This window comes from Neisseria maigaei, assembly GCF_958267405.1.
GTDB classification, from domain to species: domain Bacteria; phylum Pseudomonadota; class Gammaproteobacteria; order Burkholderiales; family Neisseriaceae; genus Neisseria; species Neisseria bergeri.
Map to the genome: position 1 here is coordinate 22,771 of NZ_CATQFT010000060.1, position 14,069 is coordinate 36,839.

A 14,069-nucleotide genomic window follows, 5' to 3' on the forward strand; every position below is an offset into this window, starting at 1 on the left:
CCGCAGGTATTTTGAACCTGCGGTTTTTTGGTTTACAACTTGCTGTCTTCGCTGTCCAAGAAACTTCTCAAGCGGTCGCTGCGGGTCGGGTGGCGCAACTTGCGGAGTGCTTTTGCCTCAATTTGGCGGATGCGTTCGCGGGTTACGTCAAACTGTCTGCCGACTTCTTCCAGCGTGTGGTCGGTGTTCATATCGATACCGAAACGCATACGCAGGACTTTTGCCTCACGCGGTGTCAGGCTTTCGAGTATTTCTTTGGTTACTTCGTGGAGGCTGGTGTACATTGCCGCATCGGCCGGCGCAACATTGTTGGCATCTTCGATGAAGTCGCCCAAGTGCGAATCGTCGTCGTCGCCGATCGGGGTTTCCATCGAAATCGGCTCTTTGGCGATTTTCATGATTTTGCGGATTTTGTCTTCGGGCATCTGCATCAGTTCGGCAAGTTTGGCGGAATCGGGTTCTTCGCCGGTTTCTTGCAGGTGTTGGCGCGAGATGCGGTTCATCTTGTTGATGGTTTCAATCATATGAACCGGAATGCGGATGGTACGCGCCTGATCGGCAATCGAGCGGGTGATTGCCTGGCGGATCCACCAGGTTGCGTAGGTGGAGAATTTGTAGCCGCGACGGTATTCGAACTTGTCGACCGCCTTCATCAAGCCGATGTTGCCTTCCTGAATCAAATCAAGGAACTGCAAGCCACGGTTGGTGTATTTTTTGGCGATGGAAATGACGAGGCGCAAGTTTGCCTGAATCATTTCCTGTTTGGCGGCTGCGGTTTCTTTTTCGCTCGACACCATATTTTTGTTGATTTCTTTCAACTCTTCGATAGAAATGCGGGTTTCTTTTTCCATATCCGCCAACTCGGTTTGTTTTTCGAGGATGGCGTGGCGGAAGCGGTCGAGTGCGTCGCTCCAAACCCTGCCTTTGGTGATTTCTTCTTCAATCCATTCCAGATTGGTGATTTCGGGCAGGAAGTTTTGGATGAAGTAGTCGCGTTCCATATGGACGCGGTCGAGGCAGATGTCGCGGATTTCGCGTTCGAGTTTGCGGATGTTTTCTACTTTCCCGCGCAGGCTGCTGCTGAGGCTGTCGATTTGCCGGGTGGCGAAACGGACTTCCAGCAGTTTGTTGGCAATTGCGTCGCGGTAGGCGAGATAGTCTTTGTGCCGGCTGTGGTGTTTTTCCAAACGGCCGATCATTTTTTTGTAGTCTTTTTCGATTTGGGCAAAGTGGCCGATGACTTTTTGTTTCAATTCGGCGAGATTGGCTGCCGAGATTTCATCCGCATCTTCTTCCGACTCTTCGTCGTCTTCGTTTTCATCCGAATTGTCGTTGGAAGGTTTCTCGGGCACTGTGGTTTCCAAGTGCCCCAAGCCCAATTCGTTGAGCAATACTTCATTCGGGTCGATAATGGCTTCTACGACTTCGTCGACGCGGATTTCGTCTTTGCGGATTTTTTCGATGAGTTCTAAGATTTCCGCAATGGATCCCGGGCAGGCGGAGATGGCCTGAACCATATTTTTCAGGGCGTTTTCGATTTTTTTGGCGATGATGATTTCGTCTTCGCGGGTCAGCAGGTCGACCTGCCCCATTTCGCGCATATACATGCGGACGGGGTCGGTCGTCCTGCCGAACTCGGAATCTGCACTGGAAAGGGCGGCCTCGGCTTCTTCGACGGCATCATCGTCGGTAACGGCGGCATTGTCGCTTAACAATATGTCTTCCGCATCGGGGGCGTGTTCGGTAACTTGGATGCCCAAACCGGAAATCATACTGACGATGTTGTCGATTTGATCGGCATCGGACATATCGTCAGGCAGTGCGTCGTTGATTTCGGAGTAGGTGATGTAGCCGCGTTCTTTGCCCATAATGATGAGTTGGCGCAGGCGCGCGCGTTGTTCCTCAATCGTCAGGGGGCGGGCATCGTCTTGGTATTCTTCGTGATTTTGGTTTTTGGACATTGTCTGCTTTCTGTTGGCAAGATGCCGACGGTTTGCGTTTGGACGCACCTGAAGGCGTGGCAGAGTAGGGTACTCTGATGCCGTCTGAAGGCTTTTTGGGATGGGTGTTCTGCAGGTGTCGTTGTTGCAGCCGGGGTAAATGCTTTTCAGACGGCATAACGGTTTACGGATGGCGGAATCCGCCGGTCAATTTTGTTTTGCGGTCAGCAGCGACAGCAAAAGTTTTTTCTCGCTTTCATTTAAGCCGGATTGCAGGCTTTTTTGTTTCAATGCTTCGATTTGGCTGTATTTTAACTCATTGAGCAGTTTTTTGATGCCGATTTGGAAGTTTTCGCAATCTTCTTCGCCGCCGCCTTCCATTTCTTCCGATTGAAGGGCCGACCGGAAGATGCGGTTGATTGTTTCTTCGTAGGGCGAACCGCGCATATGTTCCAAAATCTGTGCGGTTGCCGGCACGGAAGGATGGTTTTTAATGGTTTCGGCGAGGTTGGCAAGGCAGGCGAAATCGCCGTCCAATGCCAAATAATCGGGCAGGTCTATATATGCAGCCCAATCCGGATTTATCAAGAGGCTGCGGATTTGCCGTTGCACCAATGTCGGCATAACAGGCTGTTTGACGGAAATCGGGGGCAGTTTGTAGCTTTTTTGTTTGACGTGCCGCTTCGGCGTTTCCTGCCCAAGCAGTTGGGCGAGATTGTCGGGATCGATGCCGACCAGTTCGCTAAGCCGTTGTTTTAACAAATAAGCCAATGCCGGCGCGGTAATCTGTGCCAAAAGCGGCGAACTGGTTTTCACCAATTCCGCCTTGCCTTCCTGCGTATTGAGATGAATGCCGTCTGAAAGATGTTCCCAGAAATACTCCGACAAAGGCTTGCTTTGATTCAACAGCGCGTCTTCAAATTGCGCTTTGCCGTAGGCACGGATGTAGCTGTCGGGGTCGTGTTCCTCGGGCAGGAACAAAAAATGCAGCGATTTGTCGTCCTTCAACTGCGGCAGCGCGTTTTCCAGCGCGCGCCAAGCGGCTTTTCGCCCCGCGCTGTCGCCGTCGAAACAGAAATAAATACTGTCTGCCTGACGCATCAGGATTTTGACGTGTTCCGCTGTCGTTGCCGTACCTAAAGCCGCCACACCGTAGCCCACGCCGAACTGTGCCAGCGCGACCACGTCCATATAGCCTTCGACCACCAAAATCCGCCCCGCTTCCTTGACAGCAGCACGCCCCTCATACAAGCCGTAAAGGTTTTTCCCTTTGTCAAACAAAGGTGTATCGGGGGAGTTTAGATATTTGGGTTTGGAGTCGTCCAACACCCTGCCGCCGAAACCGATGACCTGCCCGCGCGGATTGCGGATAGGAAACATAATCCGATGACGGAAGCGGTCGTAATACCGCCCCTCATTGTCAATCACCATCCCCGTATCCACTAACGCGGTATTAGGATACGGTTGGAACACTTGCGCCAAAGGCTGCCAGCCGTCGGGCGCGTAGCCCAAACCATAATGCGCGATGACTTCCGCGCTCAAGCCGCGCTTGTCCAAATAAGCCTTCGCCGTCGGATTGAATTTCAACTGTTGCGCGTAAAAATCCGCCGCCGCAACCGTCGTTTCCTCCAGCGTCTGCTGTTTTTTCTTACGTTCGGCACGGACTTCGGGATTATCGTTCTGCCCGCGCACTTTAGGCACAATCATACCCACGCGGTCGGCAAGGAACTGCACCGCTTCCGGAAACGACAGCCCCTGATGTTCCATCACAAAACCAATCGCCGAACCATGCGCCCCGCAACTGAAGCAATGGTAAAACTGCTTGGTCGGACTGACCGAAAACGACGGCGTTTTTTCCTTGTGGAACGGGCAACACGCCATATAGTTTGCCCCGCCTTTTTTCAGCGGAACCTGTTCGTCGATGATGTCGACAATGTCGGTTTTGGCTAAAAGCTCGTCAATGAAGTCGGATGGAATCATGATGCGGGGCGGACGGGATGTCTGTTTTCGGTACGGACGGTACGAAATCGGGAGTTTTCGGAATGGCGGTCGGATGTGGCGGTTCAGGCAAAATGCCGTCTGAAGCCGGAAACCGGATGTTCAGACGGCATTTGCGTTCAAACGCTTAAGCCAGTTTGCCGTGGCATTGTTTGTATTTCAAACCGCTGCCGCAGGGGCAGGGGTCGTTGCGGTGGACGATTTGCCCCCGCGCTTCCAAGGCTTCGGGGCTGAAATCCGTCCCATCGGGATTAAAGGCTTCGGTAACCAGATCGGTTTGCGACTGCCCCAAAAGTTCTTCCATATCGGGCGATTCGGAATGGATGGACTGGATGTTGCCGACGGGTTGCTCTTCAACCGCCGCGACAGGGTTTTGTTCGATTTGAACCGAAGTAAGCAGGGAGGCAATATGGAATTTGATGCCGTTCCACAGGTCTTGGAACATCGTGAAGGCTTCGCGTTTGTATTCCTGCTTCGGATTTTTTTGAGCATAGCTGCGCAGATGTATGCCTTGTCGCAGGTAGTCCATGGCGGCAAGATGTTCGCGCCATTGGGTGTCGATGACTTGCAGCATGACGTTGCGCTCAAAATCAGCCATTGCCTGTTTGCCGACCAGTTCGGTTTTGGCGGCATATTCGTTTTCGATGCGTTCGATCAGGCGCTCTTTGATGTCTTGACCGTCAATTGTATTGTCTGCTTTCAGCCAGGACTGAATGTCTTCGTGCAGTCTGAATTCGGCAGCCAGACGGTTTTCCAGAGTCGGAATGTCCCATTGTTCTTCCATGCTGTCCGGCGGCATATATACGTCTACAAGTCCGCCGATGACATCAAAACGGATTTCCTTCATCAGATCGCTGATGTCTTTGCTGGTTAAAATTTCGTTGCGTTGGCTGTAAATGACTTTACGTTGCTCGTTGGCGACGTCGTCGTATTCCAGAACCTGTTTGCGCATATCGAAGTTTCTACCTTCAACTTTGCGTTGCGCGCCTTCGATTTGGCGCGTCAGCAGGTTGTGTTCGATGGCGACGCCGCGTTCGGGTGCAAGGCGGTTGAGGATGGCGGCGGCACGGTCGAGCGCGAAGAGACGCAGCAATGGGTCTTCAAAGGAGAGGTAGAAGCGGCTGGATCCGGGGTCGCCCTGACGGCCGGAACGTCCGCGCAATTGGTTGTCGATACGGCGGCTTTCGTGGCGTTCCGTACCGATGATGTGTAAACCGCCTGCTTCCATTACTTTATCGTGTTCTTCTTGCCAACCGTTTTCCAATGCGGAAATTTGTGCGGCTTTTTCATCATCGTTCAGGGTTTCATCAGTTCTGATGGCATCAATCTGGTGCTTCAGGTTGCCGCCTAAAACGATGTCCGTACCGCGTCCCGCCATATTGGTGGCAACGGTAATCGCGCCGACTTTGCCGGCTTGGGCGACAATCAGCGCTTCGCGTTCGTGTTCTTTGGCGTTGAGGACGTTGTGCGGCAGTCCGGCTTTTTGCAGAAGGTGGGAGACCAGTTCGGAGTTTTCGATGCTGGTCGTGCCGACGAGGACGGGCTGCCCGCGTTTGTGGCATTCCTCGATGTCTTTGACGACGGCTTCGAATTTTTCTTCGGCGGAACGGAAAATCTGGTCGTTGAAGTCTTTGCGTTGTACGGGGCGGTTGGTCGGGATAATGACGGTTTCGAGGTTATAAATGCTTTGGAACTCGAAAGCTTCGGTATCTGCCGTACCGGTCATGCCGGAGAGCTTGGTGTACAGGCGGAAATAGTTTTGGAAGGTGATGGAGGCAAGGGTTTGGTTTTCGCGTTTGATTTCCACGCCTTCTTTGGCTTCTACGGCTTGATGCAGGCCTTCGGACCAGCGGCGGCCGGACATCAGCCGGCCGGTGAATTCGTCCACGATGACGATTTCGCCGTCTTGGATAACGTAATGTTGGTCTTTGTGGAACAGCGAGTGCGCGCGTAATGCTGCCATAAGGTGGTGCATCAGGGAGATATTTGCTGCCGAGTACAGTGAGTCGTTTTCTGCCAGTAACCCCATTTGGGTCAGGATTTGTTCGGCGTGTTCGTGACCTGCTTCGCTCAGGATGACCTGATGTGCCTTTTCGTCGACCCAATAGTCGCCTTCGCCTTCTTCTGTCTCTTGACGGACGAGATGGGGCGGAACGGTGTTCATAATTTGATACAACTGGATGTTGTCGTCTGCCTGGCCGGAAATAATCAGCGGGGTACGCGCTTCGTCAATTAAGATGGAGTCCACTTCGTCAACGACGGCGAAATTCAATTCGCGCTGCACTTTGTCGTATTGGTCGGTAACCATATTGTCGCGCAGGTAGTCGAAGCCGAATTCATTATTGGTGCCGTAGGTAATATCGGCGGCATAGGCGTTTTGACGGTCGAACGGCTGCATGTCTGAAATAATCACGCCCACGGTAAGGCCGAGGAAATTATAGAGGGGCTCCATGATGCCCGCATCGCGTGAGGCAAGGTAGTCGTTGACGGTTACGACGTGTACGCCTTTGCCGGCAAGTGCGTTGAGATAAACGGCAAGGGTGGCGACCAAGGTTTTACCTTCGCCGGTGCGCATTTCGGCGATTTTACCGTTGTGCAGCACCATGCCGCCGATCAGTTGCACGTCGAAGTGGCGCATGCCGAGCACGCGGCGGGATGCTTCGCGGCAGACGGCGAAGGCTTCGACCAAAATGTCGTCCAGAGTCTGTCCGTCAGCCAGGCGTTGTTTGAATTCGGCTGTTTTGGCCTGTAAATCCGCATCGCTCAAGGCTTTCATTTGTTCTTCGAGTGCGTTGATTTTGACAACGGATTTGCGGTATTGTTTGAGCAGCCTATCGTTGCGGCTGCCGAAAATTTTCTTAGCGATGTTTGTCAGCATGAATAATTCCTACGCCTGATATAATAGTGGGCGAAAACGTAATTTTAACACAAGCGGTTGCGTAAAGTGCTAATGCCGTCTGAAATAAAGGCGCGTTTGCGGTATTTCAATCTTTCGGGGTGTGCGTTTTATGAATCTGGAACATCTGGGCAGGCAGGATTCACTGCTTTCGGAGCTTTTGAAACAGGCGGGGAAATGGCGACGTTTGGATGCTGCGGTAAAAAAATTGCTTCCTCCTAATCTGCATCCGCACTTTCAGACGGCATGCATCGAAGATGGAAGGCTTATCCTTTTGGCGGCAAACAATATGGCGGCATCGCGTTTGAAGATGATTGTGCCGTCGGTATTGCCGCAGTTGGCAGGGCTTGACGCTTCGATACGGTCTGTTTCGGTCAGGCTGGTCCCGAAACCGGAAAAACCGCCGAAAACCAATACCCTGCATTTGAGTAAGGCTGCGCTGGAGAGTTTCGATTCGGCGGCGGCAAAGTTAGAAAAACGGCATCCCGAATTGGCGGCAGTGCTGGCGGAGCTGGTCAGGAAGCACGGGGCATAAGGCGGCCGGTAGGGATGTTGTAAATATCCGTTAATATTTGCGCGGCGGGGGACGGCTTCCCTAATACTAAAGAAATAGGTTCTGGGTAAAATTGCCCCATTTCGGGGTAAACGATTGTAAACTTGCAAACAGGCTTTGATTTCAAATGAAGTTTGTAGCAAAATGCCGCCCCGAAACATCTGTTTGTGCAACTCGGCGGAATCTTTTTCAAGGTTTTGTTAATGGCGGTTGCACTTTGATTTCCGTAAAACCGAACATTATTTCATCATTTGGAGATTTATCATGAAAGCTTATCTGGCTCTGATTTCCGCCGCCGTTATCGGTTTGGCTGCCTGCTCTCAAGAACCTGCCGCGCCTGCTGCCGAAGCAACTGCCGCTTCTGAGGCTTCCGCAGCCGAAGCGGCTTCCGCCCCTGAAGCCCCTGCCGCCGAAGCTGCTCCTGCAGATGCTGCCGAAGCCCCTGCTGCCGGCAATTGTGCGGCAACTGTCGAATCCAACGACAATATGCAGTTCAACACCAAAGATATCCAAGTCAGCAAAGCATGTAAAGAGTTCACCATCACTCTGAAACATACCGGTACGCAACCCAAAGCCAGCATGGGTCACAACCTCGTGATTGCCAAAGCTGAAGACATGGATGGCGTATTTAAAGACGGCGTAGGTGCTGCCGATACCGATTATGTTAAACCTGACGATGCACGCGTTGTTGCCCATACCAAATTGATCGGCGGCGGCGAAGAGTCTTCTTTGACTCTGGATCCTGCCAAATTGGCTGACGGCGAATACAAATTCGCTTGTACCTTCCCAGGTCACGGTGCTTTGATGAACGGTAAAGTTACTTTGGTTGACTAATCCGTCTAAAGCTTGAAAACAGACAGCCTGCCTTGCGCAGGCTGTTTTGTTATAATTTGGAAACGTTAATTTAAGAATAAAACCTAAAAACCATGAATCCGTTTGAAACCAAAAGCGTTACCTTTGCCGAACCGATTGAAATGCTGTATGCCTGCCATGGCAAAGTGCGCCGTTTCTGCGGACAAGTCGCCATGCTGTCGGACTATATCGCCGAAAACGGCTGCAATCAGATTGTTTTGCAAACCATCCGCCAAATCGCCCAGTATTTCAACGTTGCCGCGCCGCTGCACCATGAAGACGAAGAAGAAAACTTTTTCCCGCTCCTGCTGCAATATGCGCCGCAAGCCCAAGAAAGTGTGAATGAGCTTTTGCACCAACATGTAAGCCTACATGGCAACTGGGATGCCGTGGCTGCCGAATTTGCCAAACTCGAAGCAGACAATGCTTATGTCCCCGATGCGGAAGCGTTCAAACGCTTTGTGGCGGGTTACGATGTGCATCTGGCGATTGAAGAGCCTTTGTTCGACATGGGCAAAACGTTTATCCCCAAAGAGAAACTGACCAAAATCGGCGAAATCATGGCGGCGCGCAGGCGCAGATAAGGTCGTTTGCAGATTGCCGTTTCTTCAAACAAAGGTCGTCTGAAAACTTGAAAACAGAGTTTCAGGCGACCCCAGTATCCCCGTAACACAACCACGTCGTCTGAAAAGGAAGCCAATCATGCTGACCCCGAAAAGCTGCGATTTGTTCAATATCCCGTTTTTCCAGTTTGCCCAGCTTAAAAAATATCAGCCCGAAAGCATTCCGCAAATCAAAGCCGATTACAAGGAAAACTGGCAGATATGGCAGCAGCTGATACAGCAGGTTGCCGCCGAATTGGGCGAACCTTTCGCCCCGCCGCATATCGAACGCTGGTGCAACGGCTGGCAGGTGCGCGCCCATTTCTTTGCCTATTTCAAATACGCCCAATACAAGAACTCTGCTGCCATCCTGTCGATACTACTTAACCGCCGCCGTCTGAGCGTCAGCTTGGATTGGCACTGCTACAAAGCCGACGTGTCGCCGATTGCACTGCCGGAATACAACCGCTGGCTGGATGATTTCGATACCGACAAATACGCTGCATTCGATATGTGGCACGGTGCGGAAAGCGAATACGACGACTACCGCACCGTCGCGCAGCAAAATGAATCCGACCGAAAGTTGCAAAACGACGAAGACTTTTTCTGCATCGGCAAACACATCGAACGCGACGATTTGGGCAGGCAGGATGTCGCGAAATGGATAGCGGAAACGGTGGAAGATTTGCTGCCGCTTTACGAAGCGTGTCATGGTGCTTGACCTGAAGAACCCGCTTCGCTATCGTTAGCCCGTTCCATTCAACATCAAATGCCGTCTGAAACGCCGTTCAGACGGCATCTCAAACAGAAAAGCCGAAAAATGACCGAAACCCAATCCCTAGAACTCTCCAAAGCATTGATTTCCCGCCCATCCGTTACCCCCGACGACCGAGATTGCCAAAAACTGCTTGCCGAACGCCTGCACAAAATCGGTTTTGCGGCTGAAGAACTCCATTTCGGCGACACCAAAAACATCTGGTTGCGACGCGGTACGAAAGCTCCCGTTGTCTGTTTTGCTGGGCATACCGACGTTGTACCGACAGGCCCTGTTGAAAAATGGGATTCGCCCCCGTTCGAGCCGACCGAGCGCGACGGAAGATTATACGGGCGTGGCGCGGCGGACATGAAAACCAGCATCGCCTGTTTCGTTACCGCCTGCGAACGCTTCGTTGCCGAACATCCCGACCATCAAGGCAGCATTGCACTCTTGATTACTTCCGACGAAGAGGGCGATGCGTTGGACGGCACGACCAAAGTCGTTGATGTGTTGAAAGCGCGCGACGAGTTCATCGACTACTGCATTGTCGGCGAACCGACCGCCGTGGACAAATTGGGCGATATGATTAAAAACGGCCGGCGCGGCTCGCTGTCGGGCAACCTGACCGTCAAAGGTAAGCAAGGACATATTGCCTATCCGCATTTGGCAATCAATCCCGTGCATACTTTTGCCCCTGCCTTGTTAGAGTTGACGCAGGAAGTCTGGGACGAAGGCAACGAATACTTCCCGCCGACCAGCTTTCAAATTTCCAATATCAACGGCGGCACAGGCGCGACCAACGTCATTCCGGGCGAGCTGAACGTCAAATTCAATTTCCGCTTCTCCACCGAGTCCACCGAAGCAGGGCTGAAACAACGCGTCCACGCCATTTTGGACAAACACGGCGTGCAATATGATTTGCAGTGGTCGTGTTCGGGGCAGCCCTTTCTGACCCATGCGGGCAAACTGACCGACGTGGCACGCGCAGCCATTGCCGAAACCTGCGGCGTAGAGACCGAATTATCCACCACCGGCGGCACTTCGGACGGACGCTTCATCAAAGCCATTGCCAAAGAACTCATCGAATTAGGCCCGTCCAATGCCACCATCCACCAAATCAACGAAAACGTGCGGCTGGACGATATTCCGAAGCTGTCGGCAGTGTATGAGGGGATATTGGCGCGGTTGTTGGCTGAAAAGGCCGTCTGAAAAGAAGATGGGCTGTCGGATACGGATGTCCGACCATTTGATTAGACCTAACGTGGGTTCGAGATAACGCATTGATTTTTATGTAGGGCGATTTATTTGAACGGCAATCCATTCCCTCTCCCGTGGGAGAGGGTTAGGGAGAGGGCATCGGGGCGGTAACGGAAATATTGCCTGTATCTGCCCCGTTTTACCCTCTCCCCGACCCTCCCCCACAGGGGAGGGAGCCAAGTTGCAGGCACGCCGACGGAATTTCGCTTCGCATCAACTGCCTTATTTCGAACGTACGTCAAACTTAAATTTGCAATGCCGTCTGAAAAGAAAATAGGCTGTCGGATACGGATGTCCGACCATTTGCTTAGACCCAACGTGGGTTTGAGATAACGCATTGATTTTTATGTAGAGCAATTTATTTGAACGGCAATCCATTCCCTCTCCCGTGGGAGAGGGCTAGGGAGAGGGTTGGGGAGAGGGCATCGGGGCGGTAACGGAAATATTGTCTGTATCTGCCCCGTTTTACTCTCTCCCCGACCCTCCTCCATAGGGGAGGGGCCAAGTTGCAGGCACGCCGACGGAATATGGTTGAAACCCGACCTTTCAGGGCAGTAGAATTTTGGTTTATTTTTGGGGAAATAACTCCTTCCAAATCAGGGTAAACAGGGCTGCGCCTTTATGTGCAGCCCTGTGTGTTGAGATATTGAGGAAGATAACCGTGCCGTCAAATTACTTTCATACGCGTGAACGATTGGGTGCTTTAGGCGGCATCGTGCAACATCATACCGCCTTGTACCGCAGCGTGGCGGTACATGAACCGGCTGTGCTTATTGTGCGGCGCGGATGCAAGAAGCTGCGGTGGGCGGGGCACGAATTGGGGATTGCGGCGGGTGAGGCGGTCGCCTTGGCAGGCGGACAGACGTTTGACGTTATTAATATTCCCGATTCAGACGGCCTCTATCAGGCGCAATGGATTGCTTTCGAACAGGAAGCCATAGAAAGGTTTGCCGCACAATACGGGACGGCGCAGGCAGTGTGCGATGCGGTGAAGCTGCCGCACCCCGGGCGTATGGGCGCGGCGTTTGATTATGCGGCTGCGGTGCTGGCGGATGAAGAAGTGCCGCACAATGCGGCGGAGGCCGCGCTTTGCGGCGTGTTGGCGTGGTTGCAGCATGACGGCATCGGTTTTGCCGTGTACGAAGGCGTCAACCTGATGCGGAAAATCCGCAAACTGATTACCGCCGATATGGCTGCGGACTGGTCGTCGGCGATGTTGGCGCAGCGGCTTAATTGCAGCGAGGCCGCGTTGCGGCGGCGGTTGGCGCGGCAGGACACGAATTTCCGTACGCTGCTGACGGATGTACGTATAATGTGCGCGCTGACGCTGTTGCAGGTTACGCAATGGCCGGTGGCGCAGATTGCCGGCGAGGTCGGCTATGACTGTCCGTCCCGTTTCAGCGCGCGCTTCAAAGAGCGGTTCGGTTGCGTACCGTCGGTGGTTCGCTCGGAAGCGGAGCCGGCGGCATATCGGCGCACGGGGCAGGTCAGCGTCGGTGTTCGACCGTGAATTTCGCTTCGCCCAAGCTGTTTGCCTTAGTGAAAAAACCGACCAGCGCGGGCGTGGATTCGGCGGTGATGTTCGGCAGCTTGGCGACTTTCAGCGCGGTGAGCGTGAATTCGTAGCGGTGTTTCCTGCCTTCGGGGGGACACGCGCCGCCGTAGCCCGGAGTGCCGAAGTCTGTGCGGGTTTGCAGCGCGCCTTTGGGCAGCCTGCCGCCTTGCGCGGTAATGCCTGCGGGCAGGCGGCGGACATCGGCGGGAATGTCGGCGACCACCCAATGCATCCAGCCCAGGCCGGTTGGCGCGTCTTTATCGTAAACGGTCAGGACGAAACTTTTTGTTCCGGCGGGCGGATTTTTCCACGACAGCGCGGGCGAAGTATAGTGGATTAAATTTAAATCAGGACAAGGCGACGAAGCCGCAGACAGTACAAATAGTACGGCAAGGCGAGGCAACGCCGTACTGATTTAAATTTAATCCACTATATTGCTGCCCGAACAACCGAAGCCGTAAAGCGCGCTCAAAAGCTGGTTTTGCGTGAAGCCGCCGTCTTTGGACGGGTTGTCGAATTGCAGCGTGAATGCGCCCTCAGCAAGGGCAGCGGTTGAAAAAGCCAGCAGTACGGCGGAGAGGATGCGGGTTTGCATAGATGATTCCTTTGCTTGATGAATAAGTGGATTCATTATAGGCTGTCAACGGCGGCAGGAATGTGCCGAAACGGTTGGATGATGTGCCGAAATGCGCAAATGCAAAAATCCGTGGTTTCAGACGACCCTTTGCAGGTCGTCTGAAATCTTTAATTCCTTTCCCTGAGGCTTTAGAAATATCGAATATTTGGGAATCACCGCAACCTGACCCTCAAGGTTTCCGCCGTAGCCCGTTCCTGCATCAGCGTGCGGGAATGGCGAAAATCGGGGATTTTGCCGTCAAATCCATGATAGAGATACGGAGCAAACAAATGATTACCCTGCCTTCCTTAAACAATCTGCCGTCAAAATGGGATGAAATCCGCCATTGGCTCGAAACCCAAGTTTTTGAGTGTGAAGTCATGCCGTATCCCAATCTGACGGAATGCGAAGCCGGGCAGTTCGAGCGGGATTTTTGGGACAATATCGGCTGTGCGCCTGAAGAATATGTCCGTATCCGCCGCGCCATCCGTCTGCTGGAAGCGAGTTATCCCGACAGTTTGAACGAGCTGGTGTGTGCCGCCATTGCCACGCCGTTGGGTGAGATGCTGGCGGTGTTCGGCAGTAAAGGCTTGTGTCTGCTGGAGTTTGTCGGACAGAAGCATTTGGAACAGGAAATTGCCGCCGTCCAAAAAGCCTTGCGCGGACGGTTTGTGTTTCGGGAAGATGAGCGAACGCAACTTCTGCGGCAAGAATTGGATTTGTATTTCCAATGCCGTCTGAAAACCTTTGCCACGCCCTTGGAAATGATTGGCACCGAGTTTCAAAAACAGGCGTGGGACACGCTTTTGGCGATTCCTTACGGCGAAACGCGCAGCTATAAGGAGCAGGCGCAGCGTTTGGGCAACCCCAAAGCCGTCCGCGCCGTTGCCGCCGCCAACGGGCAGAACAAGGTGTCCATATTGATTCCCTGCCACCGCGTCATCGGCAGCGACGGCAAACTGACCGGCTACGCGGGCGGTTTGAACCGCAAACGGTTTTTACTGGCTTTGGAACGCGGCGAAGTTCAGACGGCATTGTTTTGA

The 14,069-nt window shown here is 53.1% G+C and carries 12 protein-coding genes; 7 read left to right on the forward strand and 5 right to left on the reverse strand.

Annotation, left to right across the window (positions count from 1 at the left end; translation table 11 throughout):
- Window positions 1-32 precede the first annotated feature (32 nt).
- From rpoD to secA, 3 genes are all read right to left on the reverse strand, one after another.
- Entirely contained in the window at window positions 33-1,961 is a 1,929-nt protein-coding gene (gene rpoD / locus Q3O06_RS10285) for an RNA polymerase sigma factor RpoD (protein WP_301818754.1), read from the reverse strand.
- 186 nt (window positions 1,962-2,147) lie between these two features.
- Window positions 2,148-3,920, reverse strand: a complete 1,773-nt coding sequence (gene dnaG / locus Q3O06_RS10290) for a DNA primase (RefSeq protein WP_301818756.1) — start codon at window positions 3,918-3,920, stop codon at window positions 2,148-2,150.
- Window positions 3,921-4,065: 145 nt separating this feature from the next.
- Entirely contained in the window at window positions 4,066-6,816 is a 2,751-nt protein-coding gene (secA, locus tag Q3O06_RS10295; protein WP_301818758.1) for a preprotein translocase subunit SecA, read from the reverse strand.
- A 130-nt stretch (window positions 6,817-6,946) separates the two neighbouring features.
- On the opposite strand from secA, the gene Q3O06_RS10300 reads away from it, so the two are divergent.
- From Q3O06_RS10300 to Q3O06_RS10325, 6 genes are all read left to right on the forward strand, one after another.
- Window positions 6,947-7,369 carry a DciA family protein gene (locus Q3O06_RS10300; protein WP_301818759.1) on the forward strand — a complete coding sequence of 141 codons (423 nt, stop codon included), beginning with the start codon at window positions 6,947-6,949 and terminating at the stop codon, window positions 7,367-7,369.
- A gap of 282 nt (window positions 7,370-7,651) precedes the next feature.
- Window positions 7,652-8,221, forward strand: coding sequence for an azurin (azu, locus tag Q3O06_RS10305; RefSeq protein ID WP_301818760.1), 570 nt, complete (start codon window positions 7,652-7,654; stop codon window positions 8,219-8,221).
- 92 nt (window positions 8,222-8,313) lie between these two features.
- A complete protein-coding gene (locus Q3O06_RS10310; protein WP_196427785.1) occupies window positions 8,314-8,823 on the forward strand; it encodes a hemerythrin domain-containing protein in 510 nt (169 codons plus the stop codon).
- Between the two features lie 118 nt (window positions 8,824-8,941).
- Complete coding sequence (locus Q3O06_RS10315; RefSeq protein WP_300906233.1) at window positions 8,942-9,562, forward strand: HI_0552 family protein; 621 nt, start codon at window positions 8,942-8,944, stop codon at window positions 9,560-9,562.
- Between the two features lie 99 nt (window positions 9,563-9,661).
- Complete coding sequence (gene dapE / locus Q3O06_RS10320; RefSeq protein ID WP_167435472.1) at window positions 9,662-10,807, forward strand: succinyl-diaminopimelate desuccinylase; 1,146 nt, start codon at window positions 9,662-9,664, stop codon at window positions 10,805-10,807.
- A gap of 742 nt (window positions 10,808-11,549) precedes the next feature.
- The gene (locus Q3O06_RS10325) at window positions 11,550-12,365 is read left to right on the forward strand and encodes a helix-turn-helix transcriptional regulator (protein ID WP_301818838.1); all 816 of its coding nucleotides are present in this window, start codon (window positions 11,550-11,552) and stop codon (window positions 12,363-12,365) included.
- On the opposite strand, the gene Q3O06_RS10330 is transcribed toward Q3O06_RS10325, so the two are convergent.
- Both Q3O06_RS10330 and Q3O06_RS10335 read right to left on the reverse strand, forming a co-directional pair.
- Window positions 12,343-12,786, reverse strand: coding sequence for a YbhB/YbcL family Raf kinase inhibitor-like protein (locus Q3O06_RS10330; RefSeq protein WP_373323521.1), 444 nt, complete (start codon window positions 12,784-12,786; stop codon window positions 12,343-12,345). The two genes, Q3O06_RS10325 and Q3O06_RS10330, sit on opposite strands and share 23 nt — an antisense overlap.
- Window positions 12,787-12,831: 45 nt before the next feature.
- A complete protein-coding gene (locus tag Q3O06_RS10335) occupies window positions 12,832-13,005 on the reverse strand; it encodes a hypothetical protein (protein WP_373323520.1) in 174 nt (57 codons plus the stop codon).
- Between the two features lie 311 nt (window positions 13,006-13,316).
- Between Q3O06_RS10335 and Q3O06_RS10340 the strand changes: the two genes are divergently transcribed.
- The gene (locus tag Q3O06_RS10340; protein ID WP_301818840.1) at window positions 13,317-14,069 is read left to right on the forward strand and encodes a methylated-DNA--[protein]-cysteine S-methyltransferase; all 753 of its coding nucleotides are present in this window, start codon (window positions 13,317-13,319) and stop codon (window positions 14,067-14,069) included.

Bases quoted from the DNA above. Each gene is read 5' to 3' on its own strand.
- rpoD (WP_301818754.1), bottom strand. From the start codon at position 1,961: ATGTCCAAAAACCAAAATCACGAAGAATACCAAGACGATGCCCGCCCC.
- dapE (WP_167435472.1), top strand. From the start codon at position 9,662: ATGACCGAAACCCAATCCCTAGAACTCTCCAAAGCATTGATTTCCCGC.
- Q3O06_RS10315 (WP_300906233.1), top strand. From the start codon at position 8,942: ATGCTGACCCCGAAAAGCTGCGATTTGTTCAATATCCCGTTTTTCCAG.
- secA (WP_301818758.1), bottom strand. From the start codon at position 6,816: ATGCTGACAAACATCGCTAAGAAAATTTTCGGCAGCCGCAACGATAGG.
- Q3O06_RS10300 (WP_301818759.1), top strand. From the start codon at position 6,947: ATGAATCTGGAACATCTGGGCAGGCAGGATTCACTGCTTTCGGAGCTT.
- Q3O06_RS10340 (WP_301818840.1), top strand. From the start codon at position 13,317: ATGATTACCCTGCCTTCCTTAAACAATCTGCCGTCAAAATGGGATGAA.
- Q3O06_RS10310 (WP_196427785.1), top strand. From the start codon at position 8,314: ATGAATCCGTTTGAAACCAAAAGCGTTACCTTTGCCGAACCGATTGAA.
- Q3O06_RS10335 (WP_373323520.1), bottom strand. From the start codon at position 13,005: ATGCAAACCCGCATCCTCTCCGCCGTACTGCTGGCTTTTTCAACCGCT.
- azu (WP_301818760.1), top strand. From the start codon at position 7,652: ATGAAAGCTTATCTGGCTCTGATTTCCGCCGCCGTTATCGGTTTGGCT.
- dnaG (WP_301818756.1), bottom strand. From the start codon at position 3,920: ATGATTCCATCCGACTTCATTGACGAGCTTTTAGCCAAAACCGACATT.